Raw genomic sequence first — 25,316 nt, forward strand, 5'->3', positions numbered from 1 at the left:
CTTAGGCCTTATATTCGTGTTGTTTTAGGGTGTCTAAAGAAACTACTTCCAAGGCTTTTTTATTGGTCGCCTCAAGCACAACCGGGGGTGCCACTTTCGCCGAGGAAGCGTGATACCAGCGAATAGCGCAAAGGCACCATTTGTCACCGGCTTTTAAACCAGGAAATTCGTATCCAGGATTAGGTGTTATTAAGTCGTTGCCTTGAGATTTGGAAAATCGCAAAAATTCGTCGGTCATGATGGCGCAAACACTATGGTTGCCGGCGTCAGATTCAGGTACATAGCAGAAACCTTCACGGGTGAAGCCGGTGTTACTACAGCACAACTGCAGACGAGTACCTAATACATTATATTGATTGGCCATATTATTCCTTATAGTGAGACTATCGCTAGCATAATAATATTATTATTGTGCATCATAATGGTACTGATGTTTAATGAATTAACAAGTACTTATTCTTATCCATAATTAAATTGAGATTAGTGAATTAACAATGTTAGATAAAAGTAAACTTACGCCATTAAAAAAAGGTGCGGCATCTGGGGAAGATACTGCCTTAAACTTTAGTTCGCAGGAGATTGCAAAGTTCGATGCGCTAGCCGAAAATTGGTGGGATCCAAATGGCAAGTACAAAACCGCTTTAGAGTTTAACCGGGCGCGGGTTGAATACTTTATTGCGCAAATATGTGACTTTTACAAGCTAGACATAAACGCTGAGAAACCTTTAAAAGGTTTACGAATTTTAGACGTTGGCTGCGGCGGAGGCTTAGTATGCGAGCCGCTTGCACAAGCTGGCGCAGAGGTTACAGGTCTAGATGTGAGCGAAATGAGCATTGAAGTGGCAAAGCGCCATGCCTTAATGTCTAAACTTAAGATCAATTACATTCATGAACATACGCAAAATTTTATTGAAAGTAATGAAAGCCCTTTTGATGTGGTGATAAACGCTGAAGTTATAGAGCATGTGCCTAATCAAAAAGAATTAGTGTCGCACTGTAGCAAACTTTGCAAGGCTGGTGGCTGCGTTATAATGGCAACGCTTAATCGCACCATTAAATCTTTTGTAGTGGGTATTGTTGGGGCTGAATATATTATGCGTTATTTGCCAAGAGGTACCCACACTTGGCATTTCTTTGTAACGCCTTTTGAGCTCAACAGTATGGGCTCAGTATCAAGACTAAAACTGATCGCTGAAATAGGCATGTCTTATAGTTTGTTTACCAAACGCTGGCGTTTGAGCAAAAGTGTGGCAGTGAATTACGTGCAAATTTATGAAAAGCTTGGCAGTATTCGAGATTAGTGACTGTGTATTTTAAAAGTAAGTTCATCAAGGCATAAGTACATATAATGAAGGTATATAAAGTAAGCCACTTGGCATGTATGAATAGAAACCTGTAGGCTAAGGTAAAATAAGAATAAAGGTGATTACATGAAAATTTATGATACTAAAACCGCACCCACTCCTCGCCGAGTCAGAATTTTTTTAGCCGAAAAGGGCATAGAAATGGAATACGTCCAAGTAGACTTAGCTAAAGGCGAAAACATGTCGCCAGAAATGCGCACCAAAAACCCTATCGGTAAAATACCCGTGCTCGAATTAGACGACGGTACCTGCATAGGCGAAAGTGACGCAATTTGTCTGTACTTTGAAGCACTGCATCCGCAAAATCCTCTCATGGGCACAACGCCGCTTGAAAAGGCCACTATTGCTATGTGGCAGCGGCAAATAGAACTTTGCTTGTTTAACCAAATTGGCATGTGTTTTCAACATACCTCGGGCTACTTTAAAGATCGCATGACGCCAATAGCAGAATTTGGCAAAGTGTCGGGTATTAGTGCGAGTAAATATTTGAATGTGCTTGAAAAAAGGCTTGTTGACAACGAATTTATGGCTGGGACAAGCTTTAGTATCGCCGATATTACCGCGTTTTGTGCTATAGACTTTGGCAAAGTAGTCGACATCCGTATAGGCGACAGCCAAGTTAATCTTACCCGATGGTACGATAAAATGAATGAACGGCCATCTGCAAGAGCGTGATTTACTGACGCTGTTCACTTCCTTGGCTTAGGCTCACGAAAGGGGTGAAGGTTTTTGGAGTGTGGCCCTGTCAACCTGCAAACTAGGCACGGGTGAAGCCTTATTCAATCATATCAATCAACGTGGATAGCTGATCTGCCTCAGCAGCAGATTTATCCCATCTTATCCTATGGATCCTTGGAAATCGAAGCGCCACTTTAGATTTATGGCGGTTCGATGGCGCAACTGCATCAAACGCAACTTCAAAAACAAGTTCTTTTTTTACCTCTTTCACCGGCCCAAACCGGGCCAAGGTATTGCGTCTTACCCACGTATCAAGCTTCTTAAGTTCTTCATCGGTAAAGCCTGAATACGCTTTACCAATAGGCAACAGTACATCATCTTGCCAGCAGCCGAAGGTAAAGTCAGAATAAAAGCTAGAACGCTTGCCGTGGCCGCGCTGGGCATACATGATCACGGCATCTATCACTTTCGGGTCGCGCTTTAATTTGTACCATTGACCTTTTGGCCTACCGGCAACATAAGCGGTGTCTTTACGCTTAATCATAATACCTTCGATATAGCCGTTAGACAGCGCGCTAGCACGCACTTTTAGGGCGGTTAAATCGTCTGGATTTGAAAATAGCAGTTTCTCCGAAGGGAATAGATTTAGACAAGTCCCGCGTTCTTCACCTGCAATTTTTTGGTCTTTAGTAAAAAGCTTCGCGATTTTGGCCGATCTTATCGACAAGGCTTGCTCTCGTAAATCTTCATGCTTAATTTGAAGTGCGTCATAGATTATAAGACCCACAGGAATAGACTGCATCAGCGCTTTCGTTGGCTTTTTTTTGTTTAAACGCTTTTGAAGTTGATTGAAGCTAGCAATGTGCGCGTAATTTTGCGGTGCATCGCCAGTGGGAGCAGAAGATACCGATGGATATAAAGCAACAAGCTCACCGTCAAAGCGGCCTTCAAGCTTAGCGGCTTCAACGCTGCTCACTAAATCGGGAAAGCTAGCCGATATGTCATCTCCTGTGCGGCTAAATAAGGCGGTTCCGGTGTGATTACTGACAAGCTGGGCGCGAATACCATCAAACTTCCATTCAGCTTGCCATTCTTCGTGGCTAATACGGGCAAGCGCGGCTTCGTCAATTGGGTGTGCTAGCATAACGGGTTGGAAGGTAAGCTTGTTGCTAATGTCGGGCATGTCGGCCTTGCCTTCAAGCCATGCCAGTAAATCATTATACGGCGGTTGTACACCGTGCCAAACTCGCTCTACGTCTTCCACTGTAATACTGGGATTATGTTTAGCCCCGTGTTGCGCCAATATTTTTTTCATGAAGCGCGCCGACACGCCGATGCGCAAACCCCGCGTGCCTAGTTTTAATAATGCCCAGCGCTGCGTGGGCGTCATTATATCGAGCAAGCTCACAAGGTAAGGTTTTATAGACGGTTTGGGTAAGTGTGTGAATTGCGTCACTACTTCATCCAAACTAGGTACCCCTAAGGCTGTTTGCTTTGCGAAGGCCTCGGCATCAGCGGTGGTTGACCATAAATGTGCGACAGTTTCGCTCATCTCGCCTACATAATCGTAGCTTAATGCAAAAAGTGCTGGGTCGACCCGCTCTACTATAATATCTTTTACGGTTTTGCGTTTAAAAAACTCAAAGTGTAAAGTACCTGCTATGGCGCCTATTGCCCAGCCTCGGTCTGGGCTTGGGGCTGTGGCTAAATATTCTAGCAATAACTCTGATTTTGCATTGTTACTGTTTAAGAAGTAGAGGTTGTTGACTAAGTCTGCAAAAGCTTTCATACGCGCTGAGTTTTTTGTTTGCTTTCAGATTTGCTAAGTTTAGCGCTTGGCGCTTCGCTGTTAATATCTTCATCGCCGTCACCGTAGCCGACCAAATTCAAAGCTTTAGCTTTATATCCCATTTGCTTAGCCTGATGCACCAAAGCCTGCTCGCGGCCATGAGTGACCCATACTTCTTTGGGGTTCACCTGCTTGATGGTAGTAATCAAATCTTGCCAGTCGCTATGGTCTGAAATAATCAGTGGAAGCTCCGCGCGCTTTTGTTTACTTCTGGCGCGTATTTGCATCCAGCCAGAGGCCATCGCAGTCATTACATTGGGCAACTTGCGTGACCATCTGTCACTTAAGGCCGAGGGCGGTGCTAGCACTATTTGTCCTTTTAAGATTGATAAGTCAGTTAGGCTAGCCACTTCAATTAGCTCGCCAAGGGGTATGCCGTGTTCCTCATAAAGCGCGCACAAATTAACTAATGCGCCATGAATATAAACTGGTTTGTGATAACCCAACTGACGCAAAGCAATGAGTAAGCGCTGGCATTTTCCTAAGGCATATACGCCCACTACATGACATGATTCGGGCAAGCGCACTAAAGACGCCAGCAGCTTTTGGGTTTCATCTTCAATTGATGGATGTTGAAATACGGGCAAGCCAAAGGTTGCCTCAGTCACAAATACGTCGCAGGGAACCGGCACAAAAGGTGCACAGGTAGGGTCGCTTTGGCGCTTAAAATCACCTGTATGCACTAAGCGTTGTCCTTTGTATTCAATGAGTACTTGGGCTGAGCCTAAAATATGCCCGGCTGGATAGAGCGTTAATTGCCCTGCATGCAGGTTTATGGTTTCTTCGTATGCTAAGGCATGTGTATTTTGTGCATGATCTTCGCCGTAGCGTACACGCATAATATCCAGTGTGGCGGCGGTTGCATACACATGAGTATGGCCTGCACGCGCGTGATCAGCATGGGCATGCGTAATAATGGCATGTTCAACCGGTTGCATAGGATCTATGTAGGCGTTTAAGGCTCTACAATATAAACCTTTTTCGTCTGTTTTAATCCAGTTTTCTGGGTGCATTTTACACTACCAATGACGCAATAATTAATAGTTTTTACGCACTAAGGCCTTAATTTGTTTACTCACTGGTAAAGTATAATTATTATCTACGTTATATAAACTTATAAGGTGTCACACCGCTATGCCCCGCAAACCTTCATTAGCCTCTTTAAGCATAAATGCAGGTGCGCCGTTGCCTGAAAATGGACGTGCCTTTCGCCACGGGCCTGAATTTGCCAGTACATTTCACTTGTCTGGCGATGTAGATCCGAATGCCTATCAATACGGTCGCTTTGGGCAACCAACGTGGACTAGCCTTGAACAAGGTTTAGCACAGTTAGAAGGCGGCGATACCATCGTGTTTCCATCAGGAATGTCAGCAGCTGCGGGCATTTTGACTAGTTTGCTTAAGCCCGGCGATACTATTTTACTGCCAAGTGATGGTTATGCGCCTGTGCGTTTTTACACCGAACAATACTTAGTTAAGTTTGGTGTAAAACTGAAAACCATTCCCACTCAAGAGATTGATAATTTCGATTTTAGCGGTATTGACCTAGCGCTGTTAGAAACGCCCAGTAATCCCATGCTTGACACTTTTGACATTCAAGGTGTTGCCGCGAAAATTCATAAAAGCGGTGGCCTTTTGGCAATAGACAACACTACTCTTACGTTTTTAGGCCAGCAGCCACTAGCCTTAGGCGCCGATATTTCTATGAGCGCAGACACCAAAGCGGTAAACGGTCACAGCGATGTTGTATTTGGGCATGTAGCATGCACCAGCCAAGCTTTAAGCGACAAAATAAGACAGTGGCGTAAATTTTCGGGTAATATTCCAGGTCCTATGGAAACTTGGCTGGTGCACCGCAGTTTATCAACGTTAGACGTTCGCTTGCAGCGTATGTGCGACACGGCAATGCTGCTGGCCCAAGCATTATATGAACACCCTAAAGTGAAGAGCGTGCGTTATCCGGGTTTGCCTAAGGACCCATCGTATAATATTGCTAAAACACAGCAGCAACTGTTTGGTTTTATTATTAGTTTTGAGCTTGATAGTAAGTGTAAAGCAGACGCATTTCTTAAAGCATGCAGCCTTGTATATGAGGCAACTAGTTTTGGTGGCGTGCACAGCACCGCAGAAAGACGCGCGCGTTGGGGAACCGATAATATTGCACCAGGTGTTGTTCGATTCAGCGTAGGCTGCGAAAGAGCAGACGACCTTATCTATGACGTGATGCAGGCCCTTAAGCAGTTATAGAATAAGGAGAGTGCTCTTGTAATGTTGATATTAGCTTTATTCAACAACGTAATCTTCGCCTGAAGGTGCGGTGAAAGTATCTTGTGACACAAGCTCTATTTTTATATCTTCAGCGCCTTTCGCAGTGTTGAGAATAACTTCAATATGCACGTTATTTTCTTTGAGCACAATCGACTCTGGTAATTCTTTTTGCCCTGCGTATGCAACAAACTGACTTGCTTGTTTGAGGCCGCAATGAGAACCATCTACAAAAAATGCCATTAAATGGTTAAAGTAAACAAGATACTGTTTGACGTCTTTATGAGAGCCATTTTGTAGGGCAAAACGATGGTCGAGCATTTCGCTAGGGCTAAGGTAAGTATCGAGTCTGCTAGCATCTGACTGCTCAGTTATATTTGCTACAGGCATAACTTGCAGTGCTGCAAACGCTTGGGTTTGTTCTTGGCGGCGATTAATTTCAGCGATTGGCATATTCATGATGTACTCTCCAGAATGTCTTGTGTAATGCTTAACGTTTATAGCTTGTTATTAAAATAAGACGTGCAAGTTAAAGATAAAACTTAGCAAATCTACAAGCTAAGAGACTAATGTCGGCAGCCTTTGCTATCTCCATTTACAAAGCATAGCCTAGTTTTCATAAAAATTTTACAAAGGAAATTTCACATAGTAAATTTTACAAATAGTAAAATAATTGTTTACAAATTTTTTATGAAATAACGGGTTCAGAAATCTCAATAATTAGTAAACCTAGTGAGTCGCGCGGTAGTATTGATTACGAGATTTTGTGATTATGATAAAGGAAATACACGACTTGCTAATAACAGACACACCTGTGGTAGTAAAACGCGCGTTCATCCCGAGTGTTTTTAAAGCGTGGTTTGCCGCTCGCCATTGGAAGATTAGGCCATATCAGCAAAAAATGGTCAGCGCTTTTGTCAATCAGCAGTCAACCTTATTGATTGCGCCTACGGGCGCAGGTAAAACCTTGTCTGGATTCTTGCCCAGTTTAATTGATATTCACAAACTGCTTGAAAAAGGTAAGTCTAACAAAGCAATTGGCCTGCATACTTTATATATATCGCCGCTTAAAGCCTTAACCTATGACATAAATCGTAATCTTGAAATGCCAATTAGTGAAATGGCACTAGGCATGACGGTTGCCTCTAGAACGGGCGATACGACTAGTTATCAGCGTCAAAAACAGCGCAAGTTACCGCCGAATATACTGCTTACCACGCCCGAATCTTTAATGCTTATGCTGTCGTACACTGACGCGGCGCGAATTTTTGCAAATTTAAAATGTGTCATTGTGGATGAAACACATTCTTTTGCCAATTCTAAGCGAGGGGACTTTACCTCGCTTGCCTTAGCGCGCCTGTATTGGCTGAATCCGCATTTTATACGCGTGGGCCTGTCGGCAACTGTTGCCCACCCTGATTCACTCGCCGCCTGGCTTGGGGTAACGGGCCAGCCTACCGGTATTATCCTCGCTAAATCGCGTGTGAAACCTCGTTTAAAAATGCTGACCAACAAAGAATATATTCCGTTTGGTGGCTACATGGCGAAATACGCCAAGAAAGAAATTTTAGCGGCTATTAGCAAAGCAGGCACCAGCCTTGTATTTGTCAACACCCGCGCCCAAGCTGAACTTATTTTTCAAGCGCTTTGGGAGGAAAATAGTGAAGGTTTAGCCATTGCTATTTATCACGGAAGCTTAAGCAAAGAACAAAGGCAAAAAACAGAAAAAATGATGGCCGCGGGTAAACTGCGCGCGGTGGTTACAACCTCTGCTTTAGAGCTTGGCATTGACTGGGGCGACGTTGATTTAGTTATTCAAGTCGGCGCGCCTAAAGGCGTGAGTCGCCTAATGCAGCGAATTGGGCGTGCAAATCACCGCATGGATGAGCCTTCTAAAGCTTACTTGGTTCCCGCAAACAGGTTTGAATCTCTGGAGTGTTTGGCGGCTATAAAAGCCATTAAAAAAGGTGAGCTTGATGGCGAACCGCCAATGCCCGGCGCGCTTGATATTATTCCGCAGTTTATTATGAACTGCGTGTGCAGTGAGCCTAGCGACATGCACAGTATTTATCAGCAAGTACTTAATGCAAGCTCCTATTCGGGCCTTGATTTGGATACTTTCAAACAACTTTTTTCTTTTACCCAAGACGGCGGCTACGCCCTGCAGGCCTACGAGCGATACTTCAGACTAGTACAAGATAAGGGTCTATATTCACCCGCCAATAAGCGCGTGATCATGCGCCATAGACAAAATATAGGCACCATTGTTGAAGCAGGCCGACTGAAAGTAAAAAGATTAAGACGATCGCATCAAGGTAAAATTGTTGGCGAAGTTGAAGAGTACTTTGCGCAGCAGCTTTGCAAAGGAGACAGCTTTTATTTTGCTGGTGAAATACTGGTGTTTGAAGGTATTCGCGACATGATAGTAGAAGCTAGACCGGGTAAAGCCAAGGAGCCTAAAGTACCGAGTTTTCAAGGTGGTCAAATGCCTTTGTCTACTTACTTAGCCGACGCGGTTCGCAAGCTTATTAATGTGCCTGAGTCATGGCAAGAGCTGCCTAAATTAGTCCGCGACTGGCTGCATCTGCAGCAGTCATTTAGCGCGCTTCCAAGTATGGAAAAGTTACTGATTGAACAGTTTCCTTTTAGAGGCGCATTTACCACTTTGTTTTATACTTTTGAAGGACGTAAAGCCAATCAGACACTGGGTATGTTAATTACGCGGCGCATGGAGAATCGCGGATTTAAACCTTTAAGTTTTTCAATTACCGACTATGGGCTGTCAATATCGTCGGTCATTCAAATTGAGAAAGGGCACATAACAGAGTTATTTACCCCCGACATTTTAGGCGATGAATTAGAAGACTGGATGTTAGAAGCCAGTATGCTAAAGCGTAGTTTTCGCCAAGTCGCGGTGATAAGCGGTCTCATTGAGCAGCAGTATCACAGCAATAAGAAAACTATGCGTCAGGTTACTTTTTCTACCGATTTAATTTACGATACTTTACGGCAGTACGATCCCGATCATATTTTACTGAAAGTAACGCGCGACAATGCTCAGCGTGAGCTCCTCGATATAGAGCGCACAAGCGCGTTGTTATTCAGATACTGCGACTCTTTTTTATTCAATGCGCTTGAAAAACCTTCGCCTATGGCCATTCCTATCGTGCTTAGTGTAAGAAGTGAATTGATTACAGGCGCTGGTACCCAAGCGCTATTAGAGCAAGCAAGTTTATACCAAGAAGCCGAACTAATGTTAGACGACGTTCGTGCTTTGTTACAGGGAGATTAAGGTACATGATTGAGCTCACCGCGCTTAAAGCCCTGTTGATGAATCATCAGATTATTCCAATAAAATTTGCAGGCCATCGTATGTTGTTAGACGCTGGTGGTGTGCTTATATGGCCGCAGCAAGATCTGCTTATTTTCAGTGATTTACACTTAGAAAAAGGCAGTTTTTTAACGCAGTTTGCCAATCCACTGCCGCGTTTTGACAGCAAAGATACATTAAAACGAATGCAGCTTATAATGGCACGCTACGACTGTGGTCATATTGTGTGCCTAGGCGATAGCTTGCACGACGGTAATGCCTTAGCGCGTATGCAACCAGACGATTTGGTCAGTCTTAATGCATTGGTGAAGTCAGTGCCAAAATGGACGTGGGTATTAGGCAATCATGACCCCGACATACCGCCTGAAATTTTAGGCGACCGAGCTCCGTTTTTACATATTCAGAATTTATTGCTCGTGCATGAGCCAGAGGACATTAATGCCATAAATAAAAAGAGCTCACTGAAGCCACTTTTATCCAAGGAAGCGTCAAAGATTGAAGGGCAGATTATTGGTCACTACCATCCAAAATCTAGCTATAGACTGGCTAATCGCAAAGTGACAGGCAAAAGTTTTGTGTGCGGTGACGATATATTGCTGATGCCTGCATTTGGCAAATATACAGGTGGGCTAGATATCAAAGACGGCGCTTTTGAGCCCTTGTTTAATTTAAAAAAAGTGCTTGTATATTTGACCTATCATCATAAAATTTATTTGTTTATGTCGAAAATTAAGCGGTAAATGTGAGCGAGCATGGTTAACGTCAATCCCTCCCAAAAAATATAATCGCGAATGTAATGCGGCGACTAGAGCGTAATTATGTTGGGGGATGTCAGCTGCGCCAGCGTTTGGTCAAATCTTCATACGCGTCGATACGCCTGTCTCTAAAATAAGGCCAAATACGTTTAATATGTTCTGATTTTTGCATGTCTAACTCAACCATAAGGGTTTGTTCAACGTCGTTTTCAGCCATGGCCAGAATTTCACCCTGTGGCCCTGCAATAAAACTATGCCCCCAAAATTGAATGCCTGCATCGGCTTCATTGGGCGAAGATTCAAAACCAGTGCGATTAGCCACAATAACGGGCACTGAATTGGCCACCGCGTGAGCGCGCTGTATGGTTTCCCAAGCGTCTTGTTGTCTTTGCTGTTCCTGAGGCGTGTCATTTTTATCCCAGCCAATGGCGGTGGGGTAAAACAAAATCTCAGCGCCAGCCATAGCCATTAAACGCGCGGCTTCTGGGTACCACTGATCCCAGCACACTAATACACCTAGTTTGCCTACGCTGGTTTGAATGGGTTCAAAGCCAAGATCGCCTGGGGTAAAATAAAACTTTTCATAAAAGCCTGGATCATCAGGAATGTGCATTTTGCGGTACATGCCAGCAATATCGCTGCTTCTATCAAATACCACTGCAGTGTTGTGGTAGAGACCGGTGGCGCGCTTTTCAAACAGCGATGCCACTAATACTACATTGCATTCTTTAGCCAAAGCACCAAAAAATATGGTTGCGTCACCGGGAATGGGTTCTGCTAAGTCGAACTGATTAACGTCTTCTGTTTGACAAAAATACAGGGTAGAGTGAAGCTCTTGCAGTAAAATACACTGGGCCCCTTGGGCAGCGAGTTTACGCACTTGCTTGGCAGACTTTTCCCAGTTTTCATGCTTGTTATTAGTGCTTACGCTTTGTTGAACCACGGCTATTTTAAGCGTGTTTAGTGACTGTGATTCACTCATAATATAGACACTCCTAATTGCGCCTTGGCAATAATTTCAGGCTTTATGGTGTTGGTGGGTACTTGCATTGTAACACAGTGCAGGCTGCCGTTTTGTTGCACCAAACTATGGCACAGTACGGGTACTATCGTATAGTTCGGATGGGCACTTTGTATAATAACTAGCGCGTTTTTATCTTCACTTTGGCCATAAATGGGCATAATAATGTGCTGGTTCACAATCAGGTAGTTAGCATAGGAGGCGGGCAGTCGCGTCCCTTCGTCATCAAGCACAAGCGGCAGCGGTAGGGAATAAATTTTATGCGTGGGCAGCGCTTGGCTTACTTCGTATTGTAGTTTGAATAGCTCTGCAAAATGCGGATCGTGCGGGCGATTATCGGCGCCCTGCAATACTATACCCTTTAGCGGTGTAAAACGTACTAGCGTATCTATATGGCCGTCGGTGTCGTCGCCTTCTAAGTGGCCGTGGTTAAATATGGTGACTTTTTTTGCGCCTAAACATTCAATGAACAGTGTATGATATTCATCGCCTGTCATGTAGGCATTTCGTTTGGGGTTATACAAACATGAGGCGGTGCTCAGCAAATGCTGATTTTCATCAATTTCTAATGCGCCGCCTTCAAGCACAATGGAGTTTTCTATTAGCGGCTGTTGACACAGTTTCGCAAGTGAAGAATTAACTTGATTGTCTTTGGTTGCATCAAATTTCTGGCCCCAGCCGTTGAAAGTAAAACTAATGGGGTAGTTCTTATGATTATCACTCACCGTTAAAAAGCCATAGTCTCTCACCCATGTATCGTTATATTCGCTAGGCACTATGAGTACTTGATTGTTGCTTGCTAAAGCGGCAGTTGCTGCATCAATTTCATCTTGTGGGCACAGTAATAAAACGACTGCGTTAGCACGGTTTACTGCGTTAATAAGTGCAACATAAGTGTGCTGGGCATTCACGAGGTTTTCTGCCCAGTCGGTGCCAGCATGAGGCCATGCTAAAATAACGGCTTCTTGTTTTGCCCACTCAGGCAGTAAGGTGTAGTTTTGCATGTTAATAAGACCATACCAAGTTAACAAAAGCACGCCTTGGCTGACCTACAAAATAACGATAGCTACCAAAGGCAAAGTCGGCGCGCTCGGCGTATTCTTCATCCAACAAGTTTAGCACATGCACACTTAAACTAATCTGTTTAGCCAATTGATAACGAATATTTAGATCAAGAAGCTGGTGACCTTCATATTCAGCCGAATTTTCAGGGTTTAAGTAGTATTCACTTAAATATTGCCAACTTATCTGCGCGGTTATATCGGCATTTGGCGAATAACTTATATTGAGGTTTGATAACCACCGCGGCGCGGTATCTATGTCGTTGTTGATTATACTGGTGCGAACCAAGCTGGTTTCGTTTTCATAGGTATGCTGTGAGAAGCTAACATGTCCGTTAAATTGCCACTGCTCCCCTAGTTGCTGTCTTACCTCAAGCTCTACACCATTGTGTTGAGTAATGGCACCATTCACATTTTGACGATCTGAATTTTGAAAAATAACGTCTTTTTTGCGCATATTAAAGCCAGCCATATGTAAATTAGTGCTGGGGCTTGAATAGCGAAGACCGGCTTCATAAGCATCCATGTTTTCATTGTCTATGTCGGTAATTTGCTGGTTGTTTTGCAATCTGAACAGCTCAGTGGCTTGAGGTGCTCTAAAACCTTGCGAATACTTTGCGTAAACAGAAATATTTTCGCTGAGTAAATATTGCACGTTAATAGAAGGCGACAGGGCATTAAAGGAAATATCTTGGCTGTCAGGGCGAATAAACCGGCACACTTCAACGTTGGGCGCGCAAGCTCTAGGGCTATCGGTATTATTTGTGTAGTCATAACGCATACGTTCAACGCGCGCGCCTGCTCTTACTATCCAATTTTCATGGCGCCACGTGCCTTGCGTATAAGCGCTAAACTGTTGGGCGTCTATGTTGTAGTCATAGTGCACGCCTTTTGGCACACTTGGAGAAAAATCGTCTTCTTGGGTTTCACGTAAACTGCCGCTCGTTAAATCAATGTCAAGGCCCGATACCCAATCAATATTTTGCCAGCGATAACGGTACTGCGATTGCAAGCCTGCACTGGTATGGTCGTTTTCCTCAAGCCCTTTCCAGGGTAAAAAATGTTGTAAAAAAGCCATCTCATTCCAACGTAAATAGGGGGTGAGGGTAAGGCTGCCATTTTCGTTTGTTTTGGTAAACGCAGTATAAGCTCTGAAGGATCGTGCATCACGGTAAGCTTCAGGATTAGGGTTTGAGCGGCGCAATGTTGAATCTTTATAGGCCTCAAAGCCTTCAATAAAACCGGCTGTTTCTTGGTTTAGGTTGGTATAATCAAAGACACTCTTGGTGTCCCACACTGGGCCTTGAGTTTGATAGATATGCGTTAACTTTTGCTGGTCGTAACCGCTTTGGGCTTGAAAACCATTTTCCTGGGTAATATTAATAAGACTGCGCCACGCAGTGTTTTCATTCACTTGCCCATAGCTATTGCTAAGGCGAGCAAAGTCGTATGCGCCAAGCTGCAGGCCAATGCTGTTGTTATCGTTTATAAATGCGTCGGCGGTAATTACATTAATAACGCCGTGCAGCGCGTTACTGCCATATAACGTGCTCGCAGGCGAGCGCAAAATGTCAATTGCGGCCGCTTGCTCATAGTTTACATCGAAGAGCTGATTGGCGTTGCAAAATCCTGACGCACGAATAGAGATACCGTCAATTCCCATAAAAAATGCACCACAGCTACCGGCACCCGTTAGCACAGGGCTTCTAATCGCGGTTAAGTGTTCTTGGCCATTGCCTCTGCTTATCCAAGTTCCTGGCACTAAATCAAGCACTTGTGAAATATGCTGAGGGGATATCAAGCCTACTTCATCGGATAGTACTGCACTTATACTGTCAGGTGTTTGATTAATGGCCTGCGCAGTTTTGCTTGCGGTTATGCTGATGACTTCAAGTAAAGGCTGGTTTTCTTCTGCGTTTATTTGATATGAATATACAAAAAGACTGCTTAAAACTAAACAAGATGCGCGCTTGGAAAAGCTTGATTTGTTGCTGTTTATAGACTGTTGCATTATTTTATATTTCTCCCACCGTTAAGATGAATAACCTGACCCGTTAGGAAGGTACTTTTGAAAATAAAGGCCACCGCATTAACGGCTTCCTGTGCGCCAGGACAAATGCCAAGCACTGATTTAGACAGCGCTTTTTGTTTGTAAGACTCATCATCGTTTTCATTAAACATGAGTAAAGACGGTGCAATTGAATTCACCTTTACACCTGGTGCAAGCAAGCTTGCAAACGACAAAGTTAAATTGTGTAAGGCAGCTTTACTAGCAGCATAAGCTATATGCTTACTGCTGCCTCTGTCCTGCACAAAATCGGTCATGTGAATAATGTCGGCACCCGCAATTAACATTCCTTTGCATGCCAGGTTTATTTGATACGGCGCACTGGCATGCACTTGCATCATGTTCGTGAACAACTTAGCAAGGTCAGCGTTGGGCGTTTCTTTATCCCAGTCTGAGGCATTATGGATAATACCGCCTAGCTGTGGTGTATGTTCTTTTACCTCTTTTATAAAGTCTGATATCCCTGCATCGGTCGCGAAGTCAGCTTTTATTGCCACAATGCCTTGGGCGATTAACGCCTCTACCGCAGGTTTTTTATGTCGGTATGTTACGATTACTCTAGGGTTAACTTGCCGCTGAATATCTTGATACTCAAGATCCATATATCGAGGCGCAAACTTATCTGAGTTAAGGAATTGAGCAATCGCTAAGCCCAATCGTTGTGAGCCGCCGGTGACAAGAATAGGGGCTATGCTAGATAATGGCATGTTGTAAAGCTTCCTTGTAAATGTAGTATCTGAGGAATAGTATTAAGCACATTTTTATGCGTTGTACTGGCTTAACACCTTAAGAAGTGCGAAGAATAAACGTTACATTTTATTCATGTACTTGAAACGGTCTTAGGTGACCAAATATTATATCGCTATATGCTTGAGTGGATTACATAGAAAATTACGGAAATTTACCTCGCTAGGATCGCCAGTTTTAAAATTAATACGTAAATTAGTAATCCAGCCTATAATTCTAGCGTATACAAAATAATTAACTTATTGGATAGACAATGTTAGCAAACGATAAAATTGTAATGCACGGAGCCAACCACAATATAGCGCTGTCAGAGCAAGCTGAGCTTGTTCGCGATGCGTTATTAGTTGCTGGGCTTGAAACACCAATGGTAGACAACGGTTTAACAGCTGAAGAAAAACGTCTTAAAATCAAACAAAGTATGACTGCTATTATGCAGGCGCTTGGCTTGGATCTAAATGACGATAGCCTTCAAGATACGCCAAACCGCATCGCTAAAATGTATGTGAATGAGATTTTTTCAGGGTTGGATTACAAAAATTTCCCTAAAATTACACAAATAGAAAATAAAATGAGTATTGACCAGCCAGTACAAGTAACTGACATTAGCCTAACGAGTACTTGCGAGCATCATTTTGTGACAATAGACGGTACTGCAACTGTTTCCTATATTCCTAACAAAACGGTTATTGGATTAAGTAAGATAAACCGCTTGGTTAGCTTCTTTGCCCAACGACCACAAGTGCAAGAGCGTTTAACGCAGCAGGTAATGGTCGCGCTGCAGGCTCTTACGGGTACTAAGGATGTTGCGGTAAGTATCAATGCCACACACTACTGCGTTAAGGCACGTGGTGTGCGCGATACTAATTCGTATACTAAAACGTCTTCTTTGGGCGGTTCTTTTAATACCGACCGAGACTTAAGAAGAGAGTTTTTTCAGATTTAAGAAAGGAAGCGAAGGGTTAAAAAATAAAGGGTCAGGTCCACTTTGCAGCTGCCCCTTTACCTTTCCCACCTCAGACTTTTATTGCTTTTTCCAAAGCCTCCCTCAAGTCACCCGAAATAGGCGTCGGTTTATTGGTTATGCGGTCTACAAAAACATGCGTCATACTGCCGTCGGCAGATACTTTTTCTTCATCCTGCTTAAATATGGCAAGTTTATAAGAAACCGATGATGTGCCTATTTTACTTACCGCAAACGCCCCTACAATCTTTTCAGGAAAGGCAATGCTGTTATGGTAGTTGCAAGTAGAGCTCACCATCAGGCCAATGGTTTTGCCATTGTGAATATCAAGATGCGCATGCTCAATCAAATATGTATTCACGATAGTGTCAAAATAGCTGTAATACACCACATTATTTACATGACCATAAATATCGTTATCCATCCAGCGCGTGTCTATCGTAAAGAAATAGCGAAAGTCACTTCTAAGAAGTAAAGTTTGCGGGCGTTCTGGCATTATATTAACACTCCTTAAAAGAATATTCGTTTACAGTGCCTGTTGGTATATTTTAAGCGCGTCTTCATATTCTACATCACGCGGGTTATTGACTAATAGGCGAGTTTGCAGCATTGCATCTTGCGCGAGCATCGGTAAATCGTTTTCAACTATACCGCAGGCGCTTAAAGTAGTAGGTAACTCAAGAGTATGGCTTAAGTTGTAAAAGTAATCAGCTAGCCTTTCGCTAGATTGCGACTCGTCATAGCCAAGCGCATTAGTAGGGAAAATGTGCGGTATAAGCTCGGCATATAAATGATTCGCTTCTTGCGCGTTAAATCGTAGTACGTGAGGAAGCACCAGTGCATTACTCAATCCATGAGAAATATGAAAATGACCGCCCAGCGGATAGGCAAGTGCATGCACCGCGGCTACCGGCGCATTTGCAAAAGCTTGGCCCGCTAAGCATGCGCCTAGCAGCATATTTTGTCTGGCGACTAAATTTGCACCCTGTAGCGAGGCTTCTTCAATATTTGCAGATAAAAGCGTTAGTGCCTGTTTAGCGAGCATATCGCAGTAGGGATTTTTCTTGAATTTGCTGGTGTAGGCTTCAATAGCATGTACCATCGCGTCTATGCCGGTAGAGGCGCTTATATGTTGGGGCAAGCCTAAGGTTAAATTTGCGTCTAAAATAGCGATATCAGGTAGTAATACTGCAGACACCACGCCCATCTTTGTTGTTTCGCCGGTGGTAACAATGGAAATTGGCGTAACCTCAGAGCCTGTCCCTGCGGTAGTGGGTATTAATATAAGCGGGCAGCGCGAACTTACAATGTTATTGATGCCGAACATAGTGGGCAGTGATTGCTTTTGCTTAACTAGCACCGCAACAAGCTTAGCACAGTCTAAAGAACTGCCGCCGCCAATACCAATAATACCGTCTATGTCATTTTCTATGGCGAGTCTTGCAGCCTTCTCTATTATGCTTTGGGGCGGGTCGGCTACTACTTCGTCAAATATAATATGGGTGATGTTAGTGGCCGCTAGGCTTGAACGTAAATCATCTATCAACCCATGTTGAATGATGCCTTTGTCGGTCATGATTAGTAAGCGGTGTATGTCTAGCTGCTGGCAATAAAGGCCGCAGTTAGTCAAGGCGCCAAGCTCGCTAACTACGCGCTTTGTTGTGCTAAATTCAAAATTAACCATAGAATTGCCTTTGTCTAAGTGTACCTGACCCCACTAGTTTTTATTTCACTAGTTAGGGTACTTTTTTTCCTCGGATAGATTCTAATAAGCTGTACCAATGTTCGCGCGATAGTTGAATAGTTAAGGCTTTTTGGGCGCTTGTCAAGCGCTCTGTATTGGTGGTGCCTAATACGGGTTGAATGTTGGCTGGGTGGCGCATTAGCCATGCAAGTACGATCGCGTTTGGTTCTGCGCCGTACTGTTGAGCGAATTTTTTGACAAGGGCGGTTGTGGCGATAACATTTTTATTATTTGAGGCTGATTCTCCAGAAAATAAGCCTTGGGCCATCGGTCCCCAGGCCTGAAGCTGCACGCCTGCTTGTTGGCAGTATTCGAGGGTGCCGCGAGGGAAGCCGTTGTTGGCATTTATAGGCATGTTTACGGTAATGGCGTCTTCAACAAAATCGCAGCACGCTAGGCTCATTTCTAACTGATTTGCCACAATCGGCACTTGAATTGCACTTTGCAAAAAAGCAATTTGACCTGCATGCATGTTCGACACTGCGAGGTATTCAAACTTACCTTGCTCGTGCAGTTTCATGAGTGCGTTTGCGGTTTCGTCCAACTGCATCAGTGGATCGGGCCGGTGTAAAAATAAAATGTCTAAGGTGTTGTCATGTAGGCGTTTAATACTGGCGTTTACCGCCTCTGTAATCCAGTCGCCAGATAAGTCGTAGTGACAGATATCAAAGGTAGGGGTGAGTTTTATGCCCACTTTTGATTGTAAAATTAGATGGTTGCGTAAAGACCGCTCTCTTTTGAACAGCTCACCCATGGTTTTTTCTGCTTTGCCATGGGTATAAATATCGGCTAAATCTATGACATTTATGCCTATATCTAATGCTTTTGTGACCAAATCAAAAGCTTGATCAATGTCTTTACCTTCTATAGTAGGGGTGTTCCAAGGGCCGCCAAGGTTCATACAGCCAAGAATTAAGCGGCTTGCTTCAGGATAATAATGATGGATAGGTAATTTCATAATAATGTAGGTTCTTTTAATGTTACGAAGTGCTCGTCGTTAGCTCACTGCTTGCTAAGACAACCGTTAAACTTGCATAAGTATAGCAGTTTTTTTTGGTTAATCAGTCATGGATTTTAATACAACTTGCTCAACATATATGGCTTACATACACGTAATGTAGGCCACAATATAAGTTATAAAATGCAGTTTTATATAAGCGTTTGTTCACTGATTGCGCGTTTTTCGGCTTGATAATATGACACTCTGCCGGCAGGTGTCTTGCAACTAGTCACAAGACGGGTTTTATATTCTCAAAACATTCTTAAAGCGTGGCATGCGTAAGATAAATAAAGCTTTTTGCGCAGCATAAATAAAGGATGATGTGTATTTACTCGTTTATAGTTCTGTTGTTTGTGCAATTGAAAGGCTTTTGAGGCATACTATTTCGCATAATTTAAGGTCGCCATTTGAGGCCGCTATTTCAGTTAAACCAGTCGCTAGGTTTTTACCTTTTACTGGATATTCTAGCTTTTGCAAACATACGTACAGGTAAAACTATATGCGAACACTAACAATTCAAGCCCCTGACGATTGGCATCTTCATTTTCGCGATGGCGATATGCTGTTTGAGACAGTGCCTGCGACATCTCGCTGTTTTAAACGTGCTATTGCAATGCCCAATTTGGTGCCGCCTGTAACCACCACGCAAATGGCGCTAGAATATAAAGCGCGTATACAGGCAGCAGTGCCAAAAAATATCGCTTTTGACAGTGACTTTGATGCGTTAGTAACCTTATTCTTAACCAACAGCACTACGCCTGCAGAAATTGCAAAGGCAAAAGCCGCGGGTATCGTGGCTAGTAAGCTTTATCCAGCCGGCGCCACCACCAACTCTGATGATGCTGTGAAAGGTATAAAAGCCCTATATCCGGTATTTGAAAAAATGCAAGAAGTAGGCATGCTGCTGCTTATTCACGGCGAGGTTACGCAGAGCCATATCGATATTTTTGATCGCGAGAAAGCCTTTATCGATGCTTACCTGAGCGATATTGTAAATTATTTTCCTAATCTCAAAGTAGTGTTTGAACATATTACGACTAAAGACGCCGCCGACTTTGTTAAAGCATCATCAAGCAATGTTGCTGCTACTATTACCCCGCAGCATTTATTGCTTAATCGTAATGACTTACTGGCGGGCGGTATTCGTCCGCATAATTATTGCTTACCTGTGCTTAAGCGCAGCACGCATCAGCAAGCACTACAGCAAACAGTGGCCAGTGGCTCGCCGAAGTTCTTTCTAGGCACCGATTCAGCCCCGCATGAAAAACACAAAAAAGAATCAGCCTGTGGCTGCGCGGGTTGCTATAGCGCATGGAGCGCAATTGAACTATATGCACAAGTTTTTGACGACTTAAACGCGCTTGATAAACTAGAAGGCTTTGCCAGTCATTACGGACCAGACTTTTATGGTTTAGCGCGTAATGCAGGCACCATAACGCTTAAGCAAGAACAGTGGCAAGTGCCTGAGGTAATGACGCTAGCCACTTCTGATAAAGCCTTGCGTGGTTCTAACGTCAGCGCTGACACAATAGTGCCTTTTTATGCAGGCCAAACCTTACAGTGGAAATTAGTAAACTAATATGACTTCAACGCCCAACAATGCGCCTGAGCACCTTGATGAATTTTCTACCTTAGCGCTTGCGCCTGCTTTGCAAGGCGCGCTACGCGAACTGAACTATACGACGTTAACGGCAACGCAGCAGGCATGTGTACCGGCGTTATTAGCTGGTAAAGACGCCGCGGTTAAAGCCAAAACAGGCACAGGTAAAACTTTGGCCTTTGGCATCACCATACTTAACGAGCTTATTGCTGATCAAGCAAACGGTCACAGCGGCGTGCATTCCTTAGTGCTTTGCCCAACGCGCGAGCTGGCTCAACAGGTGGCTGAGCAGCTTCGCCTATTGGCTAAGCAGCACGCTAATACAAAAATATTGACCCTTGTTGGCGGCGTCTCAATAGGGCCGCAGATAGGTTCGCTTGTGCATGCACCAAGTGTGGTTGTTGGCACGCCCGGTCGCGTAATGGACCTAATTCGTAAAGACAAATTAGACGTGAGCGGCGTTAAATGTTTGGTGCTTGATGAAGCAGACCGTATTTTAGACATGGGATTTACGGATCAAATGAGCTGGATTTTGGGTGCCTTACCTAAACAGAAGCACTCAATGCTTTTCTCGGCTACTTTTGGCGGGGCCATCCAAAAATTAACCCAGCAATATCTTCATAAAGCAGACATTATTGAAATTGAAGACAACCGGCAACATACTCAAATAAGCCAGCTTGCCTACACTTTACAAGATGATCGTATGGTGTATGCGGTAGCAGCTGTGTTAACCCATCATCAACCAAACTCTTGCATGGTGTTTTGTCAAACAAAGCAGCAAACGCAAGAGCTTGCCGACGACCTGCATGAAAAAGGCTTCAATGTACACGCTATTCACGGTGACCTAACCCAAGCCCAGCGCCAACAAGTGCTCACGCAGTTTGCTATTAAAACCTGCAATTTACTCATAGCAACCGACGTTGCCGCGCGCGGTCTTGATTTAGACCAAGTGGATTTAGTGATTAACGCTGAAATTGCTGATTCGGCTGAAACACATACTCACAGGGTGGGCAGAACAGGAAGGGCTGAGCAAACCGGTACTGCCATTACGTTGGTTTTCGACCACCAGTTAAAAGCCTTGGCTAAAATAGCAGAAGACACCAATAGCCATATTCCCATTAAGCATATTCAAGCCCTGCGCTTTCATGCTAATCGGATCGTACTGCCAACGCATGAATGCATAATGGTTGACGGCGGCAAAAAGCAAAAGGTCAGCAAAGGTGATTTGTTAGGAGCGCTTATAAAGCAGGCCGAAATTGCTAAGGAAGATATAGGCAAAATGCAGATTACGCATGATAAAGCCTATATTGCGATTAAGCAGCGCAGTGTTAAACATGCCTTAGCGTTTTTTCGTGAAAAGCGTGTAAAAGGCAAAAATCTAAGGGCGCGCAAGCTACGCTAAAGAAAAACGCATATGAACATTCAAAGGCTGCATCGCAAAATCCTGAAATAAAGCCTATTTACACGACGTGGGTGTTTACCTTCACACCTGCATAATGCTTGCCTGGTTATTGAGGTAAAAAAGCGCGCTTAGCTTTACACAAATCTACACATTGATATCTGTAAGAGGCTAATTTCACGCCTCAATTAATCTTGGCTGTGCTATTCTACGCGCTTTCTAAATCAATCTAATCTTATGCTTCGCGAGGCTTGATGTTTTCCTTTTTTGAACGCTTAAAAAAACCTTTCCCTAATGATATTCCCCAACAGCCACCGAAAACTCTAGTAGCTTTTTGCCGCTATTATTCCAAGGGAATGTGGTATATTTTACTCACCGTTTCAGTGCTAAGTGCGCTTATAGCTATAATAGAAGTCAGCTTATTTGGTTTTATGGGGCAGCTAGTTGACTGGTTTGCAACACGCGACCCCAGCACGTTTGTGCAAGAAGAACGCGCAACCCTAATATGGATGGGCGCGCTTGTTTTAATCATATTGCCCTTGCTGGTAATCACTGAATCTTTGATTACTCATCAAACGCTTTTGGGTAACTACCCTATGCGCATCAGGTGGCTTGCGCATAAATATTTACTCAAACAAAGTTTGTCTTTTTATCAAGACGAGTTTGCTGGCAGAGTGGCAACAAAATTAATGCAAACTGCGCTGTCGGTGCGCGAAACAGTGACAAAAGTCCTCAATTTAGCGGTGTATATAACCGTGTACTTTATATCGGCCGTTGTGCTGGTATTTTCTACTGACTGGCGCTTGGCTATGCCTTTGTTCGTGTGGCTGCTTGTATATATCATTATTTTGAGCATTATGCTGCCGAAGCTCAAAAGAGTATCGCAGAAACAAGCTGATGCACGCTCTATAATGACCGGTAGAATTGTTGATAGTTACACTAACATTATGACGGTTAAGCTGTTTTCTCATCATAGACGGGAAGAGACCTACGCAAAAGAAGGCATGGACGGGTTTCTACAAACAGTTTATCCGCAAATGCGTTTGGTTACCACACTGCAAGCCTTGGTGTGGGGCATAAACTCGCTGTTAGTGTTCAGTATAAGTGCGCTGGCTATTTACCTGTGGGTAAACGGTACGGTAAGCCCAGGAGATCTAGCGATAGCGGTCAGCTTATCGCTGCGATTAAATGGAATGTCTCAATGGATTATGTGGGAGGTTTCTTCGCTGTTTGAAAATATTGGCGCAGTGCAAGACGGCATCAATATGCTGTCGCTGCCGGCTGATATACAAGATGAATCTTCAGCAAAAGCGATAAATGTGGCCGGTGGCGCAATTGCTTTTAACGCCGTTAATTTTTCGTACAAAGGCAAAAACGAAGACACTATTGATGTCTTTAATGACTTAAACATTAAAATTACAGCGGGAGAAAAAATAGGGCTAGTAGGGCGCTCGGGCGCAGGCAAGTCTACACTGGTAAATCTGTTGCTGCGATTTTATGACATACAGTCTGGTGAAATTTCCATCGACGGGCAAAATATAGCACGCGTTAGTCAAGAAACACTGCGAGGCAATATTAGTATGGTGACGCAAGATACCTCCCTTATGCATCGCTCGGTTCGTGACAACATCATGTATGGCCGCCCTGATGCAAGTGAAGAAGAAATGATAGCGGCAGCAAAACAGGCGCAAGCCTACTCTTTTATTGGTTCATTAAGTGATGCTAAAGGCCGCACAGGGTTTGATGCCCATGTTGGGGAGCGTGGGGTGAAGCTGTCGGGTGGACAACGTCAGCGAATTGCTATTGCCAGAGTGATGTTAAAAGATGCGCCCATTTTAATACTTGATGAAGCAACTTCCGCGCTCGACTCCGAGGTAGAGTCGGCGATTCAAGAGGGTTTGGTTGAAATTATGCAAAACAAAACAGTTTTGGCAATTGCCCACAGGCTGTCGACCATTGCGCAGATGGATCGTTTGCTGGTGTTAGACGAAGGCAAAATAGTGGAGTCTGGTAGCCATAAAGAGCTGCTTGATAAGAATGGCATATATGCAAAATTATGGGCACATCAGACCGGTGGCTTTATTGGTGCAGAATAGCCGAAGTCATTTAGTCAGGTAATTCAGCGCGCAAATATATGAATTTGCAGTCGCTTTGATGCTTGCTTAAAGGCTCACTAATACAAGGTCTCGTCTATATTTTACTTGTAACCTAGCGCTTCATAAGTATAATACTGCTCCCTCTCTTATGACGCTGACGATTTCAAAAATAATCAACAACTTCACAAGGGTGGTGTAACTGTTGAATGCGTAAATAAAGTTGCTATATAGTTGTCGGCAAATCCGAAAACTAGTAGCGCATTTTTTTATAAGATAGGGGTGTAGCTCTAATTGGTAGAGCAGCGGTCTCCAAAACCGATGGTTGGGGGTTCGAGTCCCTCCACCCCTGCCATTCATCGACGATTTTTAAAGTAACGTTATATTACGTTATGATTTATAGGTAGCCCTAATGAGCGAGAAGGTAGAAAATACGTCTAATCCTTTAGACATGGTCAAATGGATACTCGTAGCAGTTTTGCTAGGCGGATTGGTCTATGCATATACTACTTATGAGGATATTTCGGTTCTATACAGAGCCTTAGGCGCCGTAGCAATTGTAGTAGTGGCAGGTTTTATTTCAGCGACTACTTTTAAGGGTAAAACGTTTTTGCAGTTTGCAAAAGACGCTCGAATTGAAGTTAGAAAAGTTGTATGGCCAACGCGTCAAGAAGTTGTGCGCATGACCTTAGTTATTTTGGCTGCTACCGCACTCGTTGGTTTAATGTTGTATTTCATCGACATGATCATTGTTTGGGTAGTGGGATTAGTAACCGGTATTGGAGTATAAGCTATGGCCGACAAGAGATGGTATGTAGTACAAGCGTTTTCTCAGTATGAAGGACGTGTTAAAAAGACCTTAGAAGAATACATCAAAATGCACGCTATGGAAGATTACTTCGGCGATATACTTGTTCCTACTGAAGAAATTGTAGAAATGCGTGCAGGCCAAAAGCGCAAATCAGAGCGTAAGTTTTTCCCCGGTTATGTGCTTGTTCAAATGGAGATGAATGAAGATTCATGGCACTTAGTTAAAAGCATTCCGCGCGTATTAGGTTTTATTGGTGGTACCTCAGACCGTCCTATGCCGATTACGCAAAAAGAAGCGGATGCGATTCTCAATAGATTAGAAGAAGGCGTTGATAAGCCCAAGCCTAAAACATTGTTTGAACCGGGTGAAGCTGTTCGCGTTACCGATGGTCCGTTTGCTGATTTTAACGGTATGGTTGAAGAGGTAGACTATGAGAAGAGTCGCTTGAAAGTGTCTGTGTTAATATTTGGTCGTTCAACACCGGTAGAACTGGAGTTTAGCCAAGTGGAAAAAGGGTAAGGCCTTTTTCGTAGCATGCCAATTAACATAAAAAAAGCCTAACGACGTTA

The 25,316-nt window shown here is 43.7% G+C and carries 22 protein-coding genes and 1 tRNA gene; 12 read left to right on the forward strand and 11 right to left on the reverse strand.

Going from position 1 to position 25,316, the window contains the following annotated elements; genetic code table 11:
* Nucleotide 1: 1 nt before the first annotated feature.
* Entirely contained in the window at nt 2-364 is a 363-nt protein-coding gene (locus tag BAE46_RS07540) for a DUF2237 family protein (protein ID WP_006005383.1), read from the reverse strand.
* 130 nt (nt 365-494) lie between these two features.
* Between BAE46_RS07540 and ubiG the strand changes: the two genes are divergently transcribed.
* Both ubiG and BAE46_RS07550 read left to right on the forward strand, forming a co-directional pair.
* Nucleotides 495-1,301, forward strand: a complete 807-nt coding sequence (gene ubiG, locus BAE46_RS07545) for a bifunctional 2-polyprenyl-6-hydroxyphenol methylase/3-demethylubiquinol 3-O-methyltransferase UbiG (RefSeq protein WP_070112217.1) — start codon at nt 495-497, stop codon at nt 1,299-1,301.
* 129 nt (nt 1,302-1,430) lie between these two features.
* The gene (locus BAE46_RS07550) at nt 1,431-2,039 is read left to right on the forward strand and encodes a glutathione S-transferase family protein (protein WP_006005378.1); all 609 of its coding nucleotides are present in this window, start codon (nt 1,431-1,433) and stop codon (nt 2,037-2,039) included.
* Between the two features lie 100 nt (nt 2,040-2,139).
* On the opposite strand, the gene BAE46_RS07555 is transcribed toward BAE46_RS07550, so the two are convergent.
* Together BAE46_RS07555 and BAE46_RS07560 are read right to left on the reverse strand one after the other, a co-directional pair.
* Nucleotides 2,140-3,831: a cisplatin damage response ATP-dependent DNA ligase gene (locus tag BAE46_RS07555; RefSeq protein ID WP_006005376.1), complete on the reverse strand. Its 1,692-nt coding sequence runs from the start codon at nt 3,829-3,831 to the stop codon at nt 2,140-2,142.
* On the reverse strand, nt 3,828-4,904 hold the full coding sequence (locus BAE46_RS07560; protein WP_006005374.1) for a ligase-associated DNA damage response exonuclease: 1,077 nt from the start codon (nt 4,902-4,904) through the stop codon (nt 3,828-3,830). Before BAE46_RS07560 ends, BAE46_RS07555 begins: the two co-directional genes overlap by 4 nt.
* Before the next feature lie 121 nt (nt 4,905-5,025).
* On the opposite strand from BAE46_RS07560, the gene BAE46_RS07565 reads away from it, so the two are divergent.
* Nucleotides 5,026-6,138, forward strand: a complete 1,113-nt coding sequence (locus BAE46_RS07565; RefSeq protein ID WP_070112219.1) for a cystathionine gamma-lyase — start codon at nt 5,026-5,028, stop codon at nt 6,136-6,138.
* A gap of 36 nt (nt 6,139-6,174) precedes the next feature.
* Here the strand turns inward: BAE46_RS07565 and BAE46_RS07570 are convergent, their stop codons facing one another.
* Nucleotides 6,175-6,615, reverse strand: a complete 441-nt coding sequence (locus BAE46_RS07570; protein ID WP_006005370.1) for an aldolase/citrate lyase/malate synthase family protein — start codon at nt 6,613-6,615, stop codon at nt 6,175-6,177.
* Nucleotides 6,616-6,949: 334 nt separating this feature from the next.
* Here BAE46_RS07570 and BAE46_RS07575 point away from each other — a divergent pair, with 334 nt between their 5' ends.
* Entirely contained in the window at nt 6,950-9,448 is a 2,499-nt protein-coding gene (locus tag BAE46_RS07575; protein ID WP_070112262.1) for a ligase-associated DNA damage response DEXH box helicase, read from the forward strand.
* A 5-nt stretch (nt 9,449-9,453) separates the two neighbouring features.
* Nucleotides 9,454-10,227 carry a ligase-associated DNA damage response endonuclease PdeM gene (gene pdeM / locus BAE46_RS07580; RefSeq protein WP_006005366.1) on the forward strand — a complete coding sequence of 258 codons (774 nt, stop codon included), beginning with the start codon at nt 9,454-9,456 and terminating at the stop codon, nt 10,225-10,227.
* 91 nt (nt 10,228-10,318) lie between these two features.
* Here pdeM and BAE46_RS07585 read toward each other — a convergent pair whose 3' ends face one another.
* Genes BAE46_RS07585 through folM form a run of 4 tightly spaced genes read right to left on the reverse strand, consistent with a single transcriptional unit; the run spans nt 10,319 to nt 15,099 of the window.
* Nucleotides 10,319-11,224 carry a carbon-nitrogen hydrolase gene (locus tag BAE46_RS07585; RefSeq protein ID WP_006005364.1) on the reverse strand — a complete coding sequence of 302 codons (906 nt, stop codon included), beginning with the start codon at nt 11,222-11,224 and terminating at the stop codon, nt 10,319-10,321.
* Nucleotides 11,221-12,267, reverse strand: a complete 1,047-nt coding sequence (locus BAE46_RS07590) for an agmatine deiminase family protein (protein ID WP_070112221.1) — start codon at nt 12,265-12,267, stop codon at nt 11,221-11,223. The genes BAE46_RS07585 and BAE46_RS07590 overlap by 4 nt, the downstream gene beginning before the upstream one ends.
* Before the next feature lies 1 nt (nt 12,268).
* On the reverse strand, nt 12,269-14,335 hold the full coding sequence (locus tag BAE46_RS07595; protein ID WP_006002780.1) for a TonB-dependent receptor: 2,067 nt from the start codon (nt 14,333-14,335) through the stop codon (nt 12,269-12,271).
* Nucleotides 14,335-15,099: a dihydromonapterin reductase gene (gene folM, locus BAE46_RS07600; protein ID WP_006002778.1), complete on the reverse strand. Its 765-nt coding sequence runs from the start codon at nt 15,097-15,099 to the stop codon at nt 14,335-14,337. The genes BAE46_RS07595 and folM overlap by 1 nt, the downstream gene beginning before the upstream one ends.
* Before the next feature lie 293 nt (nt 15,100-15,392).
* Between folM and folE the strand changes: the two genes are divergently transcribed.
* On the forward strand, nt 15,393-16,082 hold the full coding sequence (gene folE, locus BAE46_RS07605) for a GTP cyclohydrolase I FolE (RefSeq protein ID WP_006002776.1): 690 nt from the start codon (nt 15,393-15,395) through the stop codon (nt 16,080-16,082).
* A 70-nt stretch (nt 16,083-16,152) separates the two neighbouring features.
* On the opposite strand, the gene BAE46_RS07610 is transcribed toward folE, so the two are convergent.
* From BAE46_RS07610 to BAE46_RS07620, 3 genes are read right to left on the reverse strand one after another with little or no spacing between them, the layout of a single operon-like run.
* Nucleotides 16,153-16,596: an acyl-CoA thioesterase gene (locus tag BAE46_RS07610; protein ID WP_006002774.1), complete on the reverse strand. Its 444-nt coding sequence runs from the start codon at nt 16,594-16,596 to the stop codon at nt 16,153-16,155.
* Between the two features lie 30 nt (nt 16,597-16,626).
* Complete coding sequence (locus BAE46_RS07615) at nt 16,627-17,784, reverse strand: iron-containing alcohol dehydrogenase (protein WP_070112224.1); 1,158 nt, start codon at nt 17,782-17,784, stop codon at nt 16,627-16,629.
* A gap of 52 nt (nt 17,785-17,836) precedes the next feature.
* Nucleotides 17,837-18,802 (reverse strand): aldo/keto reductase, encoded by a 966-nt coding sequence (locus tag BAE46_RS07620; protein ID WP_070112226.1) that lies wholly within the window; start codon nt 18,800-18,802, stop codon nt 17,837-17,839.
* A 541-nt stretch (nt 18,803-19,343) separates the two neighbouring features.
* On the opposite strand from BAE46_RS07620, the gene pyrC reads away from it, so the two are divergent.
* The 6 genes from pyrC (at nt 19,344) to nusG (ending at nt 25,266) form a co-directional block, all read left to right on the forward strand.
* Nucleotides 19,344-20,423 (forward strand): dihydroorotase, encoded by a 1,080-nt coding sequence (gene pyrC / locus BAE46_RS07625; RefSeq protein WP_070112228.1) that lies wholly within the window; start codon nt 19,344-19,346, stop codon nt 20,421-20,423.
* 1 nt (nt 20,424) lies between these two features.
* Nucleotides 20,425-21,846 carry an ATP-dependent RNA helicase DbpA gene (gene dbpA, locus BAE46_RS07630; RefSeq protein WP_006002763.1) on the forward strand — a complete coding sequence of 474 codons (1,422 nt, stop codon included), beginning with the start codon at nt 20,425-20,427 and terminating at the stop codon, nt 21,844-21,846.
* A gap of 251 nt (nt 21,847-22,097) precedes the next feature.
* Nucleotides 22,098-23,939 (forward strand): ABC transporter ATP-binding protein, encoded by a 1,842-nt coding sequence (locus BAE46_RS07635; RefSeq protein WP_006002761.1) that lies wholly within the window; start codon nt 22,098-22,100, stop codon nt 23,937-23,939.
* 275 nt (nt 23,940-24,214) lie between these two features.
* A tRNA-Trp gene (locus tag BAE46_RS07640) sits at nt 24,215-24,291 on the forward strand.
* Between the two features lie 57 nt (nt 24,292-24,348).
* On the forward strand, nt 24,349-24,726 hold the full coding sequence (gene secE, locus BAE46_RS07645) for a preprotein translocase subunit SecE (protein WP_006002759.1): 378 nt from the start codon (nt 24,349-24,351) through the stop codon (nt 24,724-24,726).
* 3 nt (nt 24,727-24,729) lie between these two features.
* Nucleotides 24,730-25,266 (forward strand): transcription termination/antitermination protein NusG, encoded by a 537-nt coding sequence (nusG, locus tag BAE46_RS07650; RefSeq protein ID WP_006002756.1) that lies wholly within the window; start codon nt 24,730-24,732, stop codon nt 25,264-25,266.
* Nucleotides 25,267-25,316: the final 50 nt, after the last annotated feature.

The sequence above is a fragment of the Glaciecola punicea genome, assembly GCF_001756615.1.
GTDB lineage: Bacteria > Pseudomonadota > Gammaproteobacteria > Enterobacterales > Alteromonadaceae > Glaciecola > Glaciecola punicea.

Bases quoted from the DNA above. Each gene is read 5' to 3' on its own strand.
- BAE46_RS07590 (WP_070112221.1), bottom strand. From the start codon at position 12,267: ATGCAAAACTACACCTTACTGCCTGAGTGGGCAAAACAAGAAGCCGTT.
- BAE46_RS07610 (WP_006002774.1), bottom strand. From the start codon at position 16,596: ATGCCAGAACGCCCGCAAACTTTACTTCTTAGAAGTGACTTTCGCTAT.
- BAE46_RS07540 (WP_006005383.1), bottom strand. From the start codon at position 364: ATGGCCAATCAATATAATGTATTAGGTACTCGTCTGCAGTTGTGCTGT.
- BAE46_RS07570 (WP_006005370.1), bottom strand. From the start codon at position 6,615: ATGAATATGCCAATCGCTGAAATTAATCGCCGCCAAGAACAAACCCAA.
- BAE46_RS07550 (WP_006005378.1), top strand. From the start codon at position 1,431: ATGAAAATTTATGATACTAAAACCGCACCCACTCCTCGCCGAGTCAGA.
- ubiG (WP_070112217.1), top strand. From the start codon at position 495: ATGTTAGATAAAAGTAAACTTACGCCATTAAAAAAAGGTGCGGCATCT.
- BAE46_RS07565 (WP_070112219.1), top strand. From the start codon at position 5,026: ATGCCCCGCAAACCTTCATTAGCCTCTTTAAGCATAAATGCAGGTGCG.
- dbpA (WP_006002763.1), top strand. From the start codon at position 20,425: ATGACTTCAACGCCCAACAATGCGCCTGAGCACCTTGATGAATTTTCT.
- pyrC (WP_070112228.1), top strand. From the start codon at position 19,344: ATGCGAACACTAACAATTCAAGCCCCTGACGATTGGCATCTTCATTTT.
- pdeM (WP_006005366.1), top strand. From the start codon at position 9,454: ATGATTGAGCTCACCGCGCTTAAAGCCCTGTTGATGAATCATCAGATT.
- folM (WP_006002778.1), bottom strand. From the start codon at position 15,099: ATGCCATTATCTAGCATAGCCCCTATTCTTGTCACCGGCGGCTCACAA.
- BAE46_RS07595 (WP_006002780.1), bottom strand. From the start codon at position 14,335: ATGCAACAGTCTATAAACAGCAACAAATCAAGCTTTTCCAAGCGCGCA.
- BAE46_RS07620 (WP_070112226.1), bottom strand. From the start codon at position 18,802: ATGAAATTACCTATCCATCATTATTATCCTGAAGCAAGCCGCTTAATT.
- BAE46_RS07615 (WP_070112224.1), bottom strand. From the start codon at position 17,784: ATGGTTAATTTTGAATTTAGCACAACAAAGCGCGTAGTTAGCGAGCTT.
- nusG (WP_006002756.1), top strand. From the start codon at position 24,730: ATGGCCGACAAGAGATGGTATGTAGTACAAGCGTTTTCTCAGTATGAA.
- secE (WP_006002759.1), top strand. From the start codon at position 24,349: ATGAGCGAGAAGGTAGAAAATACGTCTAATCCTTTAGACATGGTCAAA.
- BAE46_RS07555 (WP_006005376.1), bottom strand. From the start codon at position 3,831: ATGAAAGCTTTTGCAGACTTAGTCAACAACCTCTACTTCTTAAACAGT.
- folE (WP_006002776.1), top strand. From the start codon at position 15,393: ATGTTAGCAAACGATAAAATTGTAATGCACGGAGCCAACCACAATATA.
- BAE46_RS07635 (WP_006002761.1), top strand. From the start codon at position 22,098: ATGTTTTCCTTTTTTGAACGCTTAAAAAAACCTTTCCCTAATGATATT.
- BAE46_RS07560 (WP_006005374.1), bottom strand. From the start codon at position 4,904: ATGCACCCAGAAAACTGGATTAAAACAGACGAAAAAGGTTTATATTGT.
- BAE46_RS07585 (WP_006005364.1), bottom strand. From the start codon at position 11,224: ATGAGTGAATCACAGTCACTAAACACGCTTAAAATAGCCGTGGTTCAA.